General features: G+C 62.1%; 15 protein-coding genes. 10 read left to right on the top strand and 5 right to left on the bottom strand.

The features are described 5' to 3' along the window. The first annotated feature begins 103 nt into the window (after nt 1-103). The 5 genes from ACNAOU_RS11525 to ACNAOU_RS11505 all read left to right on the top strand — a co-directional run bounded on the left by ACNAOU_RS11525 (nt 104) and on the right by ACNAOU_RS11505 (nt 5593). Nucleotides 104-1183, top strand: a complete 1080-nt coding sequence (locus ACNAOU_RS11525) for a PhoH family protein (protein ID WP_018777701.1) — start codon at nt 104-106, stop codon at nt 1181-1183. Then, on the top strand, nt 1180-1653 hold the full coding sequence (gene ybeY, locus ACNAOU_RS11520) for an rRNA maturation RNase YbeY (RefSeq protein WP_018777700.1): 474 nt from the start codon (nt 1180-1182) through the stop codon (nt 1651-1653). Before ACNAOU_RS11525 ends, ybeY begins: the two co-directional genes overlap by 4 nt. After that, nucleotides 1650-2981, top strand: coding sequence for a hemolysin family protein (locus ACNAOU_RS11515; protein WP_422756972.1), 1332 nt, complete (start codon nt 1650-1652; stop codon nt 2979-2981). Before ybeY ends, ACNAOU_RS11515 begins: the two co-directional genes overlap by 4 nt. Next, complete coding sequence (era, locus tag ACNAOU_RS11510) at nt 2965-3927, top strand: GTPase Era (RefSeq protein WP_422756971.1); 963 nt, start codon at nt 2965-2967, stop codon at nt 3925-3927. The genes ACNAOU_RS11515 and era overlap by 17 nt, the downstream gene beginning before the upstream one ends. Before the next feature lie 199 nt (nt 3928-4126). Beyond that, nucleotides 4127-5593 carry an LCP family protein gene (locus ACNAOU_RS11505; protein ID WP_422756970.1) on the top strand — a complete coding sequence of 489 codons (1467 nt, stop codon included), beginning with the start codon at nt 4127-4129 and terminating at the stop codon, nt 5591-5593. A gap of 89 nt (nt 5594-5682) precedes the next feature. Here the strand turns inward: ACNAOU_RS11505 and ACNAOU_RS11500 are convergent, their stop codons facing one another. Continuing rightward, a complete protein-coding gene (locus ACNAOU_RS11500) occupies nt 5683-7635 on the bottom strand; it encodes a M13 family metallopeptidase (protein ID WP_422756969.1) in 1953 nt (650 codons plus the stop codon). A 249-nt stretch (nt 7636-7884) separates the two neighbouring features. Here ACNAOU_RS11500 and leuA point away from each other — a divergent pair, with 249 nt between their 5' ends. The 3 genes from leuA (at nt 7885) to ACNAOU_RS11485 (ending at nt 11288) form a co-directional block, all read left to right on the top strand. Beyond that, a complete protein-coding gene (gene leuA, locus ACNAOU_RS11495; RefSeq protein WP_026267156.1) occupies nt 7885-9624 on the top strand; it encodes a 2-isopropylmalate synthase in 1740 nt (579 codons plus the stop codon). An 84-nt stretch (nt 9625-9708) separates the two neighbouring features. Continuing rightward, the gene (gene recO, locus ACNAOU_RS11490) at nt 9709-10461 is read left to right on the top strand and encodes a DNA repair protein RecO (protein ID WP_018777694.1); all 753 of its coding nucleotides are present in this window, start codon (nt 9709-9711) and stop codon (nt 10459-10461) included. A gap of 2 nt (nt 10462-10463) precedes the next feature. Further along, the gene (locus ACNAOU_RS11485; protein WP_422756968.1) at nt 10464-11288 is read left to right on the top strand and encodes an isoprenyl transferase; all 825 of its coding nucleotides are present in this window, start codon (nt 10464-10466) and stop codon (nt 11286-11288) included. Nucleotides 11289-11303: 15 nt separating this feature from the next. Here the strand turns inward: ACNAOU_RS11485 and ACNAOU_RS11480 are convergent, their stop codons facing one another. From ACNAOU_RS11480 to ACNAOU_RS11470, 3 genes are read right to left on the bottom strand one after another with little or no spacing between them, the layout of a single operon-like run. Then, on the bottom strand, nt 11304-12374 hold the full coding sequence (locus ACNAOU_RS11480) for an alpha/beta hydrolase (protein WP_422756967.1): 1071 nt from the start codon (nt 12372-12374) through the stop codon (nt 11304-11306). Further along, nucleotides 12371-13471 (bottom strand): alpha/beta hydrolase, encoded by a 1101-nt coding sequence (locus tag ACNAOU_RS11475; protein WP_422756966.1) that lies wholly within the window; start codon nt 13469-13471, stop codon nt 12371-12373. The genes ACNAOU_RS11480 and ACNAOU_RS11475 overlap by 4 nt, the downstream gene beginning before the upstream one ends. A gap of 9 nt (nt 13472-13480) precedes the next feature. Beyond that, a complete protein-coding gene (locus ACNAOU_RS11470; RefSeq protein ID WP_189075540.1) occupies nt 13481-15121 on the bottom strand; it encodes an FAD-binding dehydrogenase in 1641 nt (546 codons plus the stop codon). Between the two features lie 110 nt (nt 15122-15231). On the opposite strand from ACNAOU_RS11470, the gene ACNAOU_RS11465 reads away from it, so the two are divergent. Beyond that, nucleotides 15232-16311, top strand: a complete 1080-nt coding sequence (locus tag ACNAOU_RS11465) for a quinone-dependent dihydroorotate dehydrogenase (RefSeq protein ID WP_422756965.1) — start codon at nt 15232-15234, stop codon at nt 16309-16311. 61 nt (nt 16312-16372) lie between these two features. On the opposite strand, the gene ACNAOU_RS11460 is transcribed toward ACNAOU_RS11465, so the two are convergent. Then, nucleotides 16373-16966, bottom strand: a complete 594-nt coding sequence (locus tag ACNAOU_RS11460) for a DUF3043 domain-containing protein (RefSeq protein WP_039241322.1) — start codon at nt 16964-16966, stop codon at nt 16373-16375. Nucleotides 16967-17091: 125 nt separating this feature from the next. On the opposite strand from ACNAOU_RS11460, the gene ACNAOU_RS11455 reads away from it, so the two are divergent. Beyond that, nucleotides 17092-18525: a dipeptidase gene (locus tag ACNAOU_RS11455; RefSeq protein ID WP_281444214.1), complete on the top strand. Its 1434-nt coding sequence runs from the start codon at nt 17092-17094 to the stop codon at nt 18523-18525. Nucleotides 18526-18610 lie beyond the last annotated feature (85 nt).

The raw sequence follows: 18610 nt of genomic DNA, 5'->3' as shown, positions 1-18610 counted from the left end.
GCGGCAGTGATCCGGACCATTGGCGAGGTTCATCCCGGGCCGCGCTGGCGTAGGATTGCGTCATACGATCAACCGGAGGAGAACAGGCCGTACGGCCAGCACTATGAGTGAATCTTTGAACGGGCGGCTCAGGACCGGAAACGGGAACCAGCCGACCACCGAGTTCCCGCACACCTTACCGGGCACGCGCACGGAAGTTGTCACCTTCGACAACTCCGACCAGATGGTTCACTCGCTGGGCAGCCACGATGAAGCCCTGCGGTACATCGAGGAACAGTTCCAGGACGTCAACTTCCACGTCCGGGGCAACGAGCTTTCCATGACAGGTCCCGCAACCGTCATTCCCCGCATCATGCGCCTCCTTGAGGAAGTGCGCGGTCTTGTGGCGAAGGGGACATTGGTAACGCCTGATGTGCTCCAGCAGTTGGTGTCCCTCCTGCGGACCCAGTCTGTGCAGAACCCTGCGGACGTCCTGACCCACAACATTCTTTCCAGCCGTGGCAAGACCATCAGGCCCAAGACGCTGAACCAGAAAAACTATGTTGACGCCATTGACGACAACACGGTGATTTTCGGAATTGGCCCTGCAGGTACGGGCAAGACCTACCTGGCCATGGCCAAGGCCGTCCAGGCGCTCCAAATGAAGGAAGTCAGCCGGATCATCCTGACGCGGCCCGCCGTTGAAGCGGGGGAGAGGCTGGGATTCCTTCCAGGCACTCTGAGCGACAAGATCGACCCCTATCTGCGCCCCCTTTACGATGCCCTGCACGACATGATGGATCCGGAATCCATCCCGCGATTGATGGCGGCGGGCACCATCGAAGTGGCTCCGTTGGCCTACATGCGTGGTCGGACCCTCAACGACGCCTTCATCATCCTTGATGAAGCCCAGAACACCACTCCGGAACAGATGAAGATGTTCCTGACCCGGCTTGGCTTTGGCTCCAAAATGGTGGTCACCGGTGACGTCACGCAGATCGACCTGCCCTTCGGAGCAACGTCCGGGCTGCGTATTGTCCGGGAAATCCTGACCGGGATCGACGACGTGAATTTCTCCATCCTCGAGGCCGCAGACGTAGTACGGCACCGCCTGGTGGGCGATATCGTCTCCGCCTACAGCGCGTGGGATGATGCCCACCGCGCAGAGGCAGCACACACACCTAAACGTGGAGAACGTAAATGAGCATTGAAGTCAACAACGAGTCCGGCGTGGCAGTGGATGAAGCGCAGCTGGTGACGTTGTCCCGCTTCATCTTTGAGCGCCTGTATATCCACCCCCAGGCAGAGCTGTCCATCCTGCTGGTGGACGAACCCGCCATGGAGAAATTGCACATTGAGCTGATGGACGAGCCGGGAGCCACCGATGTGCTGTCCGTGCCCATGGACGAACTGACGCCCGGCACCCCGGACAAGCCAACTCCGCAGGGCATGCTCGGAGACATCGCGATCTGCCCGCAGGTGGCTGAAGTGCAGGCCCGCAACGCGGGCCACCCTACGCAGGATGAAATGCTGTTGCTGACCACGCACGGAATCCTCCACCTGCTGGGCTTTGACCACGCCGAGCCCGATGAAAAAGAAGAAATGTTTGGCTTGCAGCGGGAACTGCTGTCTGAATTCCTGGGCAAGGATGCCCCCATGGAGACCATGCAGTGACGTCGATCATTCTGGTCGGCATGGCGCTGGTATTCCTCAGCTTTGTTGCCCTGCTGACTGCGGCCGAGGCTGCGTTCAACTTCCTGCCGCGGCATGAGGCCGAACAATCCATTGGCCGGAGCAAAGGCAAGGCCCTGGCCGGCATCCTTGAAAACCCGATCGCCCACATGCGGGCCCTGCGCTTTTGGCGTGTGTGGTTTGAAATGGCAGCGGCAGTGGCCGTCGCGGTTGTCCTCCACAGCCTGCTGGACAACGTCTGGCTCGCCGGGCTTGCGGCAACAGGCATCATGGCCGTGATCGGCTTTGTGCTCGTCGGCGTTTCGCCCCGGCAATTGGGACGCGCGCACTCCGGACCCGTGGTGCGTTTCACGGCACCGCTGATCAGGTTCCTGTGCTGGATCCTGGGCCCGATCCCAGGATGGCTGGTGGCGCTTGGCCAAGCAGTAGCCCCAGGCGCTCCCAGCGGTGACGACGCTTTTGTCAGTGAGGAGGAGTTCCGCGAGTTTGTCGACCGTGCGGCAGAGTCGGACATGATCGAAGACAACGAAGCGGAGCTCATCCATTCGGTCTTTGACTTTGGCGACACTTTGGTGCGTTCCGTCATGGTTCCCCGCACGGACATCGTCAGCATCGCTACCGGCGCGGACCTTGAAACTGCCATGGGCTTGTTCCTGAGGTCGGGGTACTCGCGAATCCCTGTCATAGGTGAGAACACGGATCAGATCCGAGGCATTCTGTACCTCAAGGATGTTGCCGCAGCGATGTACCGCGGCGAACCGGGCTTGCAGGCGCACGACGTCGATTCGCTGGCCCGAGATGTCCGATACGTCCCCGAGTCCAAGCCGGTGAGTGATTTGCTGAGGGAACTCCAGCAGGAGTCCACCCACGTGGCCATTGTCATTGATGAATACGGCGGAACCGCCGGCCTGGTGACTTTGGAAGACCTCATTGAGGAAATCGTTGGTGAAATCGTTGACGAATACGATGCCGCAGCGGAGGAAGCCGTCGACCTGGGCGAAGGGCAGTACCGGGTGAGCGCGCGAATGAGCATCGATGACCTTGGGGAACTGTTCGATATTGACCTCGACGACGACGAGGTGGACACCGTTGGCGGCCTCCTCGCAAAGGCGCTTGGCCAGGTTCCGATTGTTGGAAGCTCGGTTGAAGTGAACGGCGTGTTCCTTAAGGCAGATAGGCTGGAGGGTCGCCGAAACAGGGTCAGCCATATCATTGCGGCCGCCATGCCAAAGGAAGACACTGACCTTGAAGACCTTCTCGACGACGCCGACTCAACGCAACAGGGAGTTCCACGTGAGCAAGCAAAATAAGAAATTCGACGCCGATAGCGACTTCGGCGGCTTTCACGCGGGGTTCTCGGTGCTGGTGGGCCGGCCGAATGCGGGCAAGTCGACCCTGACCAATGCCTTGGTGGGCCAGAAGGTGGCCATAACCTCGGCCAAACCGCAGACCACGCGTCACACCATCCGCGGTATCGTCCACCGCGAGGACGCACAATTGATCCTCGTGGACACCCCGGGACTTCACCGTCCACGGACCCTTTTGGGAAAGCGCCTCAACGAGCTTGTCGCCGATACCCTGGCCGAAGTTGATGCCATCGGTTTCTGCTTGCCCGCCAACGAAAAGATCGGCCCCGGCGACAAATTCATCGCAGCCCAGCTGGCCGCCGTCGGGCGCAAGCCGATCGTTGCTTTGGTGACCAAGACAGATCTTGTCGACCGGCAGGCTCTCACGGAGCAGCTGCTCGCTGTCGCAGCGCTCGGCCGTGAGGTTCTGGGTGAACAAGGCTGGGCCGACATCGTTCCGGTGTCAGCTGCCGATGGCTTCCAGGTTTCCACCGTCGCCGACGTCCTGATCAGCCACATGCCTTCCTCCCCGCCGCTTTATCCGGATGGTGAGCTCACAGATGAGCCGGAAGCGGTCATGATCGCTGAGCTCATCCGTGAAGCCGCCTTGGAGGGTGTCCGGGACGAACTTCCGCACTCCTTGGCAGTTGTGGTGGAGGAAATCGTTCCGCGTGAAGGCCGGTCCGAGGACAACCCGCTCCTGGATGTCCGGGTGAACCTCTATGTCGAGCGTCCCTCGCAGAAGGCGATCATTATTGGCAAGGGCGGAAGCCGTCTGCGCGCAGTGGGAACCAATGCCCGCAAGGGTATTGAAACCTTGCTCGGCACGCGGATCTACCTCGATCTGCACGTTAAAGTCGCCAAGGACTGGCAGCGGGACCCCAAGCAATTGGTCAAACTAGGATTCTAGCCAGCAATGCTGGTTCCGGCGTGGCTCCCGGCCCGATAAGGAACTTCCCAGAAACGGCAACTATGATTGCGGGGATCGAGCAGTTTAAGGAAAGGTAAACCGAATAGTGCGACGTCGTGACGCCCGCCCAGAGGGCACCGGCACCGCAGGCCCCGTTGCGGCACGCCATGGAGCGGATGCTGACGGCACTCCGCGCCATATGAATGAACGCAAGGGACTGCCGCTCTGGTTGAAGATTGTCACCGGTGTGGTCTCGGTTGCCCTGGTTGCCGGCGTCGCCTTCGCTGCTTTCTGGTTCATCCGGCTGCAGACCAACATCACCAAGGCGCCGCTGAGCGCCGCGGAGTCACGTAACGCCGGCGATGCCTTGGCCAACGACAAGACAGACCGCCTGCAGATCCTGATCCTTGGCTCCGATACCCGTGACGGGAAGAACGCCGAGTACGGAAGTACCGAAGACTCCACAGGCTATGGCCACTCGGACGTCATGATGCTGCTGGACATCTCTGCCGACAACAAGCGCGTCAACGTCCTCAGCTTCCCCAGGGACTTGTTGGTGGACGTTCCCCAGTGCACTGACCGTACCAACAACCAGACCTTTCCGGCCCGCAGCGGCGTGATGATCAACGAGGCCATGGCAGAGGCCGGCATCGGCTGCGCCGTGGATACCATCAATAAACTGACGGGCCTGGAAATCGACCACTTCATGATGGCCGACTTCAACGCCGTCAAGGAGCTTTCCCACGCTGTGGGTGGCGTCAACGTATGCGTCAGCGACCCCGTCTTTGATCCGGATTCCCGGCTCCGCCTGCCCAAGGGCGACTCCCTGGTCGAAGGCGAACAGGCCTTGGCCTTCCTACGGACCAGGCATGCGTTCGGCGATGGTGGAGACCTGGGCCGCATCAAGGGCCAGCAGGCATTCCTTTCTTCCCTGACGCGAAAGCTGAAGAGTGAAGGCACTCTGGGCAACCCGCAGCGACTCCTCCAGATCGCAGACGTAGTCACGCAGAACCTGACGGTCGACGAGGGCCTCGCTTCTGTACCGTCGCTGCTGACGATTGGTGGCCGCCTCAAAGACATTGATGTGTCCAAGGTGGCTTTTGTGGCCGTTCCCACGCAAGCTGCAGCAGTGGATCCAAACCGGCTGGAACTCGTTGAACCTCAAGCGTCCCAACTCTTCGCAGCACTGCGCGCGGACCTGGACCTGACCACGCCCGGGGCTACATCAACACCCACGCCTTCGGAAACCCCGGCACCCCAGCCCACGGCCACCACGCCTCCGGCGCCCGCCTACGACAAAGCCATCCAGCCTGTCTCTGTGGCCAACGGCAGTGGCGTGGGAACCAGGGCGCAGGAATTGATGACTGTTCTCACGGGCGCTGGATTTACCCAGGCAGTGACTTACCTGGCCAACCCGGTGGACCAAACCGTGCTCTACTACGGGCAGGGATTTGCCGATGTGGCTGCAGATGTGGCTAAGCTCTACGGCATCCCGGCTGCCCAGGTCCAGGAGGCCCCCGGAGTGGCTGGCGTGCAGCTCTATGTGGGTACGGACTTCACTACCGGTACCGCCTACGGAGCAGCTTCGGTCCCGTCCAACGTGGTCAACCAGACCGCCAGCGACGCCGTGTGCCAGCAGGTGAACCCGCTCTACATCGATCAGTAAGCGAGGATCAGTACCTCAAGAGCCATTGCCGGTTCAAAGCGAAGGCCGGGCCAGTTGCGTAACTGGCCCGGCCGTCGTCGTCCTGCTTCCTACCAGATGCTGACGCGTTCCCCGGGTTCCGCCCACATACCGTCCGACTCAGCCACTTCGAAGGCTTCATGGAATGCATCGAGGTTCCTGGCGATTGCGTTGGTCCGGAACTCGTTGGGGGAGTGCGGGTCCGTGGCAAGCCTGCGGATTGCTTCCTCGGTCCGGATTACCTGACGCCACCCGGCCGCCCAGGACATGAAGAACCGTTGCGGACCGGTGAAGCCATCTATAACTTCCGGTTCCTTGCCATCAAGGCTGAGAAGGTAGGCCTTGTAGGCGATGGTGAGGCCGCCCAGATCGCCAATGTTCTCACCCAGGGTGAGTTTGCCGTTCACCTTGTGCTCTGGCGCGGCATACGGTGAGAGAGCATCGAATTGCGCTACCAGCTTGGCGGTGAGTGCTTCGAATGCTGTGCGATCCTCCTCGGTCCACCAATTTCGCAACGCACCGCTGCCATCGAACTGCGATCCTTGGTCGTCAAAGCCATGGCCGATCTCGTGTCCGATCACTGCCCCGATTCCACCGTAGTTCACAGCGTCGTCCGCCTCGGCGGTAAAGAACGGCGGCTGGAGGATTGCCGCCGGGAACACAATCTCATTCAACATCGGGTGGTAGTAGGCGTTGACCGTCTGGGGCGTCATCAGCCACTTCGTCAGGTCGACGGGCTTGCCGATTTCGTCCAGATGGCGGTCAACGTCGGCGTCATGCGCGCGTTCAACATTTCCGAGAAGGTCATTGGGGTCAATCTCCACTGCGGAATAGTCGATCCACTTTTCCGGGAAGCCAATCTTGGGACGGAACGCATCCAACTTCTTGAGGGCTTCCTTCTTCGTCTCCTCACCCATCCAAGCCAAGGAAGAGATGCTCTCGCGGTAGGCCGCAATCAGGTTGGCCACCAAGGATTCCATCCGGGCTTTGTGACCGGGAGGGAAGTGCCGTTCGACGTAGATCTGACCGACTGCCTCACCCAGCGCAGCTTCCACGACGGCGACTCCGCGCTTCCAGCGTTCTTTGTTTTGCGGGGTACCGCTCAGGGTGGTGCCGTAGAAATCGAAGTTTGTGTCCACGAACGCAGACGACAAATAGGGGGCGGCCGAACTGAGGACGCGGAGTGTCAGCCATTCCTTCCAGGCCTGCAATGGTTCGGACTCCAGCAGCCCGGCGGCGCCAGTGAAGAAGTCAGGGGTGCTGACAACGATCTCCCGCCGTTTCGCCGCGTCGACCCGAGCTGCGTTGAACCACGTGTCGAGCAAGGGGAACAACTCTGTGGCCTCTTCCGCAGATTTGAGGTTGTACGTCTTCTGGGGATCCCGGAGCGTGACGTTGTCCCAGTGATGCGACGCCAGTGCCGTCTCAAGCGCGACGACGCGCTGTGCAGCCTCGGCGGCATCGGGAATGGAAGCGAGCGTGAAGAGTTTTTCGATGTAGCTGCTGTACGCCGACACAATGCCGGCGAACTTGTCGTCGCGGTAGTAGGACTCGTCGGGCAAACCCAAGCCGCCCTGCCCGATGTACAGCAGGATTCGTTCCGGGTTCCCGGCATCCGGCGCGGGATAGATGGAGAAGAGGCCGGACACATCCGAACGGAAAAGACGGCCGATCAAAGCCGCCAGGTCCTTGGGAGAGCTCACTGCGCTGACCTCGTCAAGGCGGCCCCGCACGGGTTCGAGTCCCTTTGCCTCTGCCGCAGCCTCGTCCATGAAGCTGGCGTAGAGGCCGCCAACCTTTTGTTCAATACCGGTGGCCGATTCGCCCTTGCCGGCGGCTTCTTCGATGATTGCCTTGACTGCGAGTTCGGCCCCGTCACGCAGGGCGGTGAAAGTTCCTTCCAACGGCCGGTCATCCGGAATCGTAGTGCTGTTGAGCCACGCGCCGTTGACGTGCTGGTATAGGTCGTCCTGGGGCCGGACGCTGTGGTCGATATTCGAAAGAGTGATCCCCGACTGTGGCACTGTGGCTCCTTGTGTGGACGCTGCAGCTGGTGTCGCCACCGCCGCGGTGTCTGCATAGTGGACGTTGCATGAGGTGTTGCACTGTCATCATACGCACCGTGTTACTGTAATTTTGTGCGTGCGGAAATGCTTCTTCTTAGCTGCCGCGGCGAGGCCTGAAAGCTATCTGACGCTGGGCCATCCTCGCCGCGGAGTTTCGTTGTGTCCGGCTAAGCTTTCATTCAGTTCTTAGAGAAAAGGCCACACGTCATGCGTAATGCACAAAAGCCCTCCGGTATGCCCACCCACCGTTACCTGCCGTTCCAGGACCAGATCACGGTCGAGGTCCCGGACCGCACTTGGCCGGACAAGGTCATCACCAAAGCTCCGCGCTGGTGCGCCGTTGACCTGCGGGACGGCAACCAGGCGCTGATCGACCCGATGAGCCCGGCACGCAAGCTGAAGATGTTCCAGCTGCTGGTCAAGATGGGCTACAAGGAAATCGAGGTCGGCTTCCCGTCGGCATCGCAGACGGACTTCGATTTCGTCCGCCAGCTCATCGAGGGCGGCCACATCCCTGACGACGTCACGATCCAGGTATTGACCCAAGCGCGTGAGCACCTGATTGAACGGACCTACGAGTCATTGGTAGGTGCCAAGCAGGCGATCGTCCACCTGTACAACTCCACCTCCGTATTGCAGCGCAGGGTGGTCTTCAACCAGGACGAAGACGGCATCCTGGATATCGCGCTGCAGGGTGCGCGTTTGTGCAAGAAGTACGAAGAGACGCTGACCGACACGCACATCACCTACGAGTACTCGCCGGAGTCCTTCACGGGAACCGAGCTCGAGTATGCTGCACGCGTTTGCAACGCCATCGCCGACGTCTTTGAGGCCTCGGCCGATAAGCAGGTCATCATCAACCTGCCTGCCACGGTGGAAATGGCTACGCCGAACGTCTATGCCGACTCGATCGAGTGGATGCACCGTAATCTGCACCCGCGCGAAGGCATCATCATTTCGCTCCACCCGCACAATGACCGCGGCACGGGAGTTGCTGCAGCCGAACTCGGTTACCTGGCCGGTGCGGACCGTATTGAGGGGTGCCTCTTCGGCAACGGCGAACGCACTGGCAACGTTGACCTGGTCACGCTGGGGTTGAACATGTTCGTGCAGGGCGTTGATCCCATGATCGATTTCTCCGACATTGATGAAATCCGGCGGACAGTGGAGTACTGCAACCAGTTGCCTGTGCCGGAGCGCTCTCCCTACGGTGGCGATCTCGTCTTCACGGCCTTCTCGGGATCGCACCAGGATGCCATCAAGAAGGGCTTCGAGGCTCTGGAGAAGGACGCCGCCGCTGCCGGCAAGCCCGTGGATGATTTCACCTGGCAGGTGCCCTACCTGCCGATCGATCCCAAGGACCTGGGCCGCAGCTACGAGGCTGTCATCCGCGTCAACTCCCAGTCCGGCAAGGGTGGCGTTGCCTACTTGCTGAAGAACGAGCACAATTTGGACCTGCCGCGGCGTGCCCAGATCGAGTTCTCGGGAGTTATCCAGCGGCGCACGGACGCCGTGGGTGGCGAAGTCAGTGGGTCCCAGTTGTGGCAGATCTTCCAGGATGAGTACCTGCCCTCGGACGAAGAGCAGGCCCAGTGGGGCCGTTACACCTTGGGAAGCGTGAGCACCGAGACCGACGAGTCCGGCGCAATGACCATGAATGCGAACCTGCGGATCGAGGGTACTGAGGTTCGGCGCACCGGGCATGGCAACGGTCCTATTGCGGCCCTGTTGGACATACTGCACCAGGACGGCGTCGATGTCCGGGTTCTCGACTACAGCGAGCACGCGTTGTCGGAAGGCGGCAGCGCCAGTGCCGCCGCGTATGTTGAATGCGCCGTGGGAGAGCGTGTCCTGTGGGGAGTGGGAATTGACCCGAGCACCACAACGTCGTCCCTCAAGGCACTGATCTCGGCTGTGAACAGGGCCGTTCGGGACGCGCAGGCCTAGGCTCCGGCCGTGTGGTGACAGGAAACTCTGTCACCACACGGTCCGGCAACCGTCCCGGGTCCAGGCATAGTGCGAAGATTAGATGTGGCCAATCCATCGTTTGCAGCCCGGTCCTACCGGGACGATGCCGTGGTTCTCCGTACCCACAAGCTGGGCGAGGCGGATCGCATTATTACCTTGCTGACCAAGCACCATGGGCAGGTCCGTGCCGTGGCAAAAGGGGTCCGCAGGACCAGCAGCCGTTTCGGCGCGAGGCTTGAGCCCTTCATGGTGGCCGACCTTCAGCTGGTATCCGGCCGCACGTTGGACATCGTCACCCAAGCAGTGGCGAAAGGTGCCTACGGAAGCAGCATTGCTGCCGACTACGGCAGATTTACGGTGGCTGCCGCCATGACGGAGACAGCAGAAAAGCTGACCGACGCAGACACGGAATCGGGCACGGCCCAATACAACCTTCTGGTAGGTGCGCTGGCGGCCCTGAGCCGTTCGGACCACCCTCCGGAGTTGATCCTGGATTCCTATCTTCTGCGCGCGTTGGCCACGGGAGGCTGGGCCCCCAGCTTCACGGCCTGTGCACGGTGCGGTAAACCGGGACCCCACACAGCATTTGCTGCTCCGGTGGGCGGAATGGTCTGCGGCGACTGCAGGCCACCCGGATCACCGGCGCCGGCGGCTGAGACCGTGGTACTCCTGGGCGCTTTGTTGACAGGCAACTGGGAGGTCGCGGACGTTTCCGACCCGCGGCACCGCAGGGAAGCCGCCGGGCTGGTGGCGAGTTACCTGCAATGGCATTTGGAACGGGCCTTGAAATCACTCAAACACGTGGAGCGAAGCTGACAGTGGCACTTGGAAAGAAAAGCAAGACAACAGCGGCAAGGACTGCGCCGGTCGTCGCTCCTTACGGGCATCCATCCGGAGCGGTGCCGCCAGCAATTCCAAGTGAGCTTATCCCGCAGCACGTGGCCATCGTCATGGATGGCAATGGCCGATGGGCGAACCAGCGTGGATTGCCACGGATCGAGGGCCACAAGGCCGGCGAACCTGCCCTCCTTGATGTGATGGCCGGAGCCATCGAACTGGGGATCAAGTACGTCAGCGTCTACGCTTTTTCTACAGAGAACTGGCGCCGTTCGCCCGAGGAAGTCCGCTTCCTCATGGGATTTAACAAGGATGTGTTAAGGCGGCAGCGGAACCAGCTGGACGACTGGGGCGTCCGGATCCGGTGGGCCGGCCGGCGGCCGCGGCTTTGGGGTTCGGTCATCAAGGAACTCGAAGAGGCCGAGGAATACACCAAGGGCAATAACACCTGTACCTTGACCATGTGTGTTAATTACGGCGGGCGGGCCGAGATTGCCGATGCCGTATCGGCCATTGCGCAGGACGTCGCAGCCGGCCGCTTGAAGCCTGGCTCTGTCTCGGAGAAGACCATACAGAGGTATCTGGACGAGCCCGATCTCCCGGACGTGGATCTCTTCCTCCGGAGTTCGGGGGAGCAGCGACTGTCCAACTTCCTGCTCTGGCAGTCCGCCTACGCGGAGTTCGTCTTCATGGACACCCTGTGGCCTGATGTGGACCGGCGCACCTTGTGGGACGCCGTCGAAATCTATGCCAAACGGGACAGGCGCTACGGCGGGGCCGTCGATGCTGCCCCGGCAGCGGAATAGCACACGTGGGCTAAATCAATACGGGTAGGCAGCCAGCCAGACGGCGACGTCCCGGTACGCCTGCTGCCGGACAGTGCGACGGGACAGGAAGACGTCGTGGAGCGCACCCGGATACCGGAACACTGCTGTCCGCCGGGCCAGGCCGAGAGCACGCCGGGAGGTCTGTTCGACGTCGATGACGGCGTCTGCGCGCATAAGGTCCGAGGTCCATTCCGCCTGAATCCTGGTGCGACCCGACAGGAGAACCAGGACAGGTGCGTCAATGTTCAGCTTGCGCTCCACTGCCGCGTGCCCCGCCAGTACTGCCTTGGTCCAACCGGCGCGAATGGGGAAGGATGTGCGCGGACGCCAGACCGGGTCCAACATCCATTCGCCGTGTGCCTCATTGCTGACGCTCTCCCAGTACGCCGGCATTTCCGGGAAGCGGAAGGGTCGTTTCGGGTCCGTGCGGGCAAAAGGTTCCACCAGGTGCATGGCGATGCTGCGGACGAGGCTGCTGCCCTGGAGTTCCAGCCAAGGGGAGTTAAGTACGAGGGTGCCGACCTTGCCCGGGTTGCGGTCGGCCCAGAGTGCCGCGATCAGCCCGCCAAGGGAGTGGGCAATCACGTGGATCGTAGGCGGAACAGGGTTGTTGGTCCGTTCTGCCACATCCGCTTCAATCGCCCGGAGGGCCGCGGACAAGTCTTCGTCGTAGACACCGAGATCCGAGGTGTAGCCGGGGGTTTGTCCCGGGAGCAGGCTTCTGCCGAATTTGCGGAGGTCCAGGGCATAGAACATAAAACCAGACGCGGTAAGGTACTCGGCCAGCTCGGTTTGGAGGAAGTAGTCTGCCCACCCGTGGAGGTAGAGCACCGCTCGCGGCGCCCCGCCGGACTCGGGCGGAGTACGGCGCTTTCTTTTTGCGAAGGTCGTCAGGAAGTCGAGGATTCCGTGCGGGGCGGTGTCCCCGGTGGGTGGCGTGTGCCGCACCAAGGTGGCTTTGACCGGGCCCTCTTCGTCAGACCCCAAGGGCAAATCCAGGCTCTCGTAGTTGTGGCCCAGTACATCCGGCCCCCACTGTGTTCCGGCGTTACCTGTAGCCGTCATGCATCCCCCTTCTGTTGGTGTTCCCTGCTGTGGTGTTCCTGGGCCGGCTGCTCCGGCACGGTGGTTTCCGGCACGCTGGATTCCGGCACGCTGCCTTGCGGGCCGCCATAGCGCATGTATCCACTGATCCAGCGGCCCAACCTTGCATAAGCGTCCTGCCGCACTGCAGGTGCCGAAAGGAAGACATCGTGGAGCCCGCCATCAATGCGTTCCAGGGTGACTGTCCGGCCCAGTGCCATGGCCCGGAGGGCGATAATGCCGACATCCAAGACGGCATCGGAGCGACGCATCGATTCCTGCCACACCATGCCATTGGCGCTGGCCGCAGATGTAAGGACCAAGACCGGCATCTGCAGGTTCAACCCTTGCGATACCAGCGCATGGCCCGCGAAGACGGCGCTGAGCCAGCCTGCCCGGACAGGGAAGGCAAGCGGGGGCCGGTACTTCTCGTCCAGCGCCCATTCACCCTCGGCGCTGCTGCTGATGCTCCGGAAGTAGAAGCCTCTCTCCGGCAGCCTCAGTATGGTTTCAGGACGAAGTTTGGCCAAGGGAGCCAGCACAGTGTGCACGGCACGACGAACCAACGAATGACCGTGCATTTCCAGCCATGGACTGTCGAGGACCAGGAATTGGAGTTTGTCCTGATGCCGGCTTGCCCATAGCGCTGCAATCAATCCTCCGGTTGAGTGTCCCATCAAGGTCAGACTGCCCGGAGGGACGCCGGCACGGTCAGCACGGATGAGTTCCAGGGCTCCGTCGATTTCGGCGTCGTAGTAGGCCAAGTCAGCCACGTAGCCACCCGGGCTGTCCGATCGAAGACTTCGTCCGTGGTTGTGCATGTCAAGGGCATAGAAGTCGTAACCCTGGCCCGCCCAGAACCGGGCCAACTCCGTATTGAAGAAGTAGTCGCTCCAACCGTGCAGGAACAGCACGGCACCATAGGGGGCGTTTCCAGCCCCCGGACCTTCGTGCGGCCGGGCAGGCAGTTCCGCCCTGTGACGGATCAGAGTGGCGCGGCGGACGACGCCGTCAGGCCCTGCCGCCTCAAAACTGCAGGATTGAAAGTCCTTTCCCAGGATGTCAGGGGTCCACTCCATGGCCCTAGCTTAGACACTGGCGGCGGCTTCCCGCCCCGCGGCCCTCCCGCTGAAGAGACAGCCGCCGAGGAAGGTTCCTTCCAGGGCACGGTACCCGTGGATGCCGCCTCCGCCGAACCCCGCCGCCTCGCCGGCAGCGTAGAGGCCCGCTATGGCTTGACCGTCATCGTTGAGCACCCTGGACTTCAGATCCGTCTGGAGGCCGCCAAGGCTCTTTCTGGTGAGGACGGACAGGCGGATGGCTATTATGGGGCCGTGAGCCGGGTCCATCAGACGGTGCGGGGGCGCGACGCGCATCAATTTATCCGTGGCAAATCGCCGTGCAGCCCTGATTGCCGCGAGTTGGGGGTCCTTTCCCAAGCCGCTGGACACTTGGCGGTCACGTGCTTGGACCAGGGCCTCAAGGGACCCGGCATTGATCAGCTGGTTGCCGGTTAGTTTGTTCATCCCTGCAGCGAGTTCCCGCACCGATGCGGCCTGGATGAAGTCTTCGCCCTTGTCCAGGAAACGCTGGATGGGGGAGTCGGCGCCGGGTTTCAGGCGTGAAGCCAACAGACGGACATCCTTGCCGGTCAGATCCGGGTTCTGTTCCGATCCGGACAGGGCAAGCTCCTTGAGCGCGATGGTCCGATTAAGGACAAACCAGGAATACCCGTGGTTGGTCGCGACAATGTGGCGCAAAGCGCCCAGTGAATCGAAGCCGGGAAACAGCGGGGCGGGCAGCTGGGCTCCGGTGGCGTCCAGCCACAGGGACGACGGGCCCGGAAGGATGCGGATGCCGTGCTGTGGCCAGACGGGATCATAATTGCGGATTCCCTCCGGGTAGTGCCACATCCTGTCACCGTTGATCAACGAGCCACCCGCTGTCGCTACCGCCGGAAGGAACCCGCCGTCCACTGACGCGGGCACACCGCTGAGCATCTCCGCAGGCGCCTTTCCCCCTGGCCATTGCCGCCTGACAACCTCGTGGTTGCCGCCGATCCCTCCGGTGGTCACCACCACCGCCCCCGCATTCACTTCGAAGTCTCCGACGGTGACCCTGGACGATGCCTGGCCCCGGACCGCCGTCGACTGTTCCAGGACCTGGCCGGCCACCCCGGTGACCTTTCCCGCCGTCGTCGTCAGGGCTGCGGCGCGGTGCCTGAAGCACATCCGCACCTTTCCCGCGGCTACACCCTCCTGCACTTTGGCCAGGAAGGGTTGGACGAGCGCCGGACCTGTTCCCCACGTGACGTGGAAGCGGGGCACCGTATTGCCATGACCCTGCGGTCCGTAGCCTCCCCGCTCCGCCCACTGGACCAATGGAAAGATGCCGACGCCCAGGTTCCTGAGCCAACTCCTCTTCTCGCCGGCTGCGAAGTTGACATAGGCCTCGGCCCAGGCCCGCGCCTGCGTATCGGCGGGCCGGTCGAAAGCGGCGGAGGCGAACCAGTCAGACAACGCGAGCTCGGTACTGTCCTTGACGCCGAGCCTGCGCTGTTCCGGGGTGTCGACCATGAAGAGGCCGCCGAAGGACCAGTGGGCCTGACCGCCGAGCGAGGCTTCCGGCTCCTGGTCCAGCACGATGACGCTCTTTCCGGCGGCATACGCTGTGGCAGCGGCCACGAGCCCCGACAGGCCGGCGCCGACTACTGCGATGTCGGCAGTCATGGGCTGATGTTCATGATGTGCGTCACTATCTACCGGCGGCATGCGTACATGCTAGCGGCTTCCATGGTCACGGGTTTGGCGAGTAGTCCCCGAACGGCAAAACTAGGATCATGCGTGTTTACCCCACATTCTTCAAGTTGGCCTTTTCCTGGATGGATGCCGAGAAGGCCCACAAGATCGGTTTCCAGGGAATCCGGCTTGCCCACCGTTCGGGCGCCGGCCGGATCCTGGCAAAGCTGACTGCGCCTGATGCCTCCTTAAGGACGGAGGCGTTGGGCCTCACTTTTCCGTCGCCGTTCGGTTTGGCCGCCGGCTTCGACAAGGAAGGCCACGGCATTGAGGCCCTGTCCGAGCTCGGTTTCGGCCATGTGGAAGTTGGCACCATCACCGGACAAGCTCAGCCGGGCAACGAGAAGCCCCGGCTGTTCCGCCTGATCGAGGACCGCGCTGTTATCAACCGCATGGGATTCAACAACGACGGCGCCGCGGCAGTTGCGCCGCGGCTTAAGTCGGCACGGGCTGCTTTGCAAAGGCAGTACCGTGACACACGGCCAATCATCGGGGTCAACATCGGCAAGACCAAGGTAGTGGAGCTGGAGGACGCCACTGAGGACTACCTGGTGAGTGCAAGGACCCTGGCTCCGGCGGCGGATTATCTGGTGGTCAACGTCAGCTCACCGAACACGCCTGGCCTCCGTCTGTTGCAGAACGTCGAAACCCTCCGCCCGCTCCTGAGGGCCGTCGGCGACGCCGCCGATGAGTCCGCGGGGCGGCATGTGCCGCTGCTCGTCAAGATTGCTCCGGACCTGTCCGATGAAGACATTGACGATGTCGCCCGCCTGGCGTTGGACCTTAAGCTTGATGGCATCATCGCCACCAACACCACGATTTCCAGGGGCGGCCTCATGTCTGATCCCGCAAAGGTTGATGCCCTCGGTGCCGGTGGATTGTCCGGGGCGCCCCTCAAGCAGCGCTCCCTGGAGGTTCTGCGCCGCCTCAAGGAAGCGGTCGGCGATCAGCTCGTTCTCATCGCTGTTGGTGGCGTAGAGACACCCCGCGATGTGCAGGACCGGCTGGATGCCGGAGCAACCTTGGTGCAGGGATACACGGCCTTCCTCTATGAAGGTCCGTTCTGGGTTTCCCGCATCAACAAGGGCCTGGTAAAGCTCCGCAAACGGCCATCCCGCTAAAGCGCAAAAGCAGGAGACCCCGGACCAATGGTCCGGGGTCTCCTTTTGAATGGTGTGGCTACTAGGCCGGGTACTGCCCGCGCTTCACCTGTGGCTTGGGCAGGCGAAGCTTGCGGAACTGGAGCGCACGCATGCAGCCGTACCAAACGGATCCGCGCTCAACCTCGCCGAATTTTGCTGTCAGCTGCTTGCGGAGCTTGCGCGACAGGATGAACACGTCAACGAAGACTGCGAGGAACATGATCCAGAAGCCGACAAGGACGTAGCTGATGCCGGCGCTGGTGGGCGGAATGATCAGCGAGATCACGACGAACAGCAAAGCTCCGAACATGAGGTATTCGCCCAGGCTGAAACGGGCATCGACGTAGTCGCGCACGTACCGCTTCTGGGGTCCCTTGTCCCGTAGGGGGAGGAACTTCTCGTCACCGGTGTCCAGGGCCTGGCGCATTTTCTGGCGCTGGTCCTGGATTGCCACCCTTTCCGCAGCCTTCGAGGCCTTGCGGTCGGTGGGCACCAGGGGGCGTTTCCGGGCTGCTTCCTGGGCCTTCCGCTTGGGCGTAGGGGTGCCCTTACCGGCACCCGGTCCCGGGGCGGTGGCGTAGGCCTGGTCTACTACTGACTGAGCGCTGGGCTCTTCCTTTTTACGTCCGAACACCCATACAGAATACCCTCGGCAAGGTGGCGCACGTTACCTTGGGGGAGGTTGGCCGGGGTTATGGGTCCGGTCAGCCCGGCCTTGCATCCCGCCGGGGCTTGTTACCCGGAGGTAAAGTGTGGGCCATGACTTCAGCGCATGCGGAGAACCCGCAGAACAAGCAACAGCACTCCGGCGACATCCCGGTCGAGGAACTGGAGAAGGCGGTCAACGAGGCCTTCAACTCCACCATGGATTCCCTGAAGAACCTGGTGTCCATTCCCGGCATTGCATGGCCCAGCTTCGACCCCAATGAACTCGATCGAAGTGCCGAGGCCGTATCTTCCCTGGTACAGGCCGCCGGCATGCCGGACGTCCGTATCCTGAGGTGCAACAAAGCCGACGGTACCCCCGGCGGCCCTGCCGTCGTCGCCCGTCGACCCGCCGCGGACGGCAAGCCGACCATCCTTCTGTACGCCCACCACGACGTACAGCCGCCGGGCAACCGGGATCTGTGGACCTCTGAACCCTTTGTGGCGGAAGAACGGGACGGCCGTCTGTACGGGCGCGGTGCGGCCGATGACAAAGCAGGCATCATGGCCCACCTGGCTGCTTACAGCGCCGTCAGCGAAGTTCTTGGCGAAAAGTTCGGCCTCGGCGTGACCTTCTTCTTCGAGGGCGAGGAAGAGGCGGGCTCGCCCACTTTCCGCACCTTCCTCGAGGAACACCAGGAGCTGCTCCGGTCCGATGTCATCGTGGTGGCCGATTCGAGCAACTGGAAAGTGGGTGTTCCGGCCCTGACTACCAGCCTCCGTGGCTTGGTGGACGGCACGTTCGAAGTCCGCGTCCTGGACCACGCCGTCCACTCAGGGATGTTCGGCGGGCCGGTCCTGGACGCTCCTACGCTTCTGTCACGCCTGATCGCCACACTCCACGACGACGACGGCAATGTGGCAGTCGCCGGGCTGGTGGGACGTGATGACGTGGTGGTCGACCTCACCGAAGAGGACTACCGCGCCGACGCGTCAGTGCTCGACGGCGTGCGGCTCGCCGGGAGCGGGACCATCGGTTCGCGCCTCTGGACCAAGCCGGCATTGTCCATCATCGGTATGGATGTACCGGCCGTCGACGTGGCCTCCAACACCTTGATTCCCGCAGCACGTGCCAAATTCAGCATGCGCCTGGCCCCTGGCCAGGACCCCGAAGCTGCCATGGACGCTTTGAAGAACCACGTTGAGTCGAGGGCGCCATTCGGAGCCAAGGTGACATTTACGCCGGGGGAGCGCGGGAACGCCTTCAGCACCGACACGACCTCATCTGCCGCCCGTGTCGCTTTGTGGGCCTTGGAACAGTCCTGGGGCGTGAAGCCTGTGGAAATGGGAATCGGCGGGTCCATTCCCTTCATTGCCGACCTCCTGGAAATGTATCCGGACGTCCAGATCCTGGTGACAGGGGTGGAAGATCCCGATTCCCGCGCGCATAGCGCCAACGAATCCCTCCACATCGGCGACTTCCGCCACGCAGTGTTGGCTGAGGCGTTGATGCTTGCACGCCTGAACGCCGAGGGGCTGGGGGCTTAGTCCCTGTTTAGCCGGGAACAAGGAAATGCTGTCAGTGGTTACGTCTGGAGTTATAGCAAAGCGTCTGCGCGACGTAGCATTAGCT

The organism is Paenarthrobacter sp. C1 (genome assembly GCF_049315185.1).
In the GTDB taxonomy this organism is placed as follows: domain Bacteria; phylum Actinomycetota; class Actinomycetes; order Actinomycetales; family Micrococcaceae; genus Arthrobacter; species Arthrobacter nicotinovorans.
The sequence above is the reverse complement of the archived record's forward strand: the minus strand, read 5'-3'. Positions and strand labels throughout refer to the sequence as shown.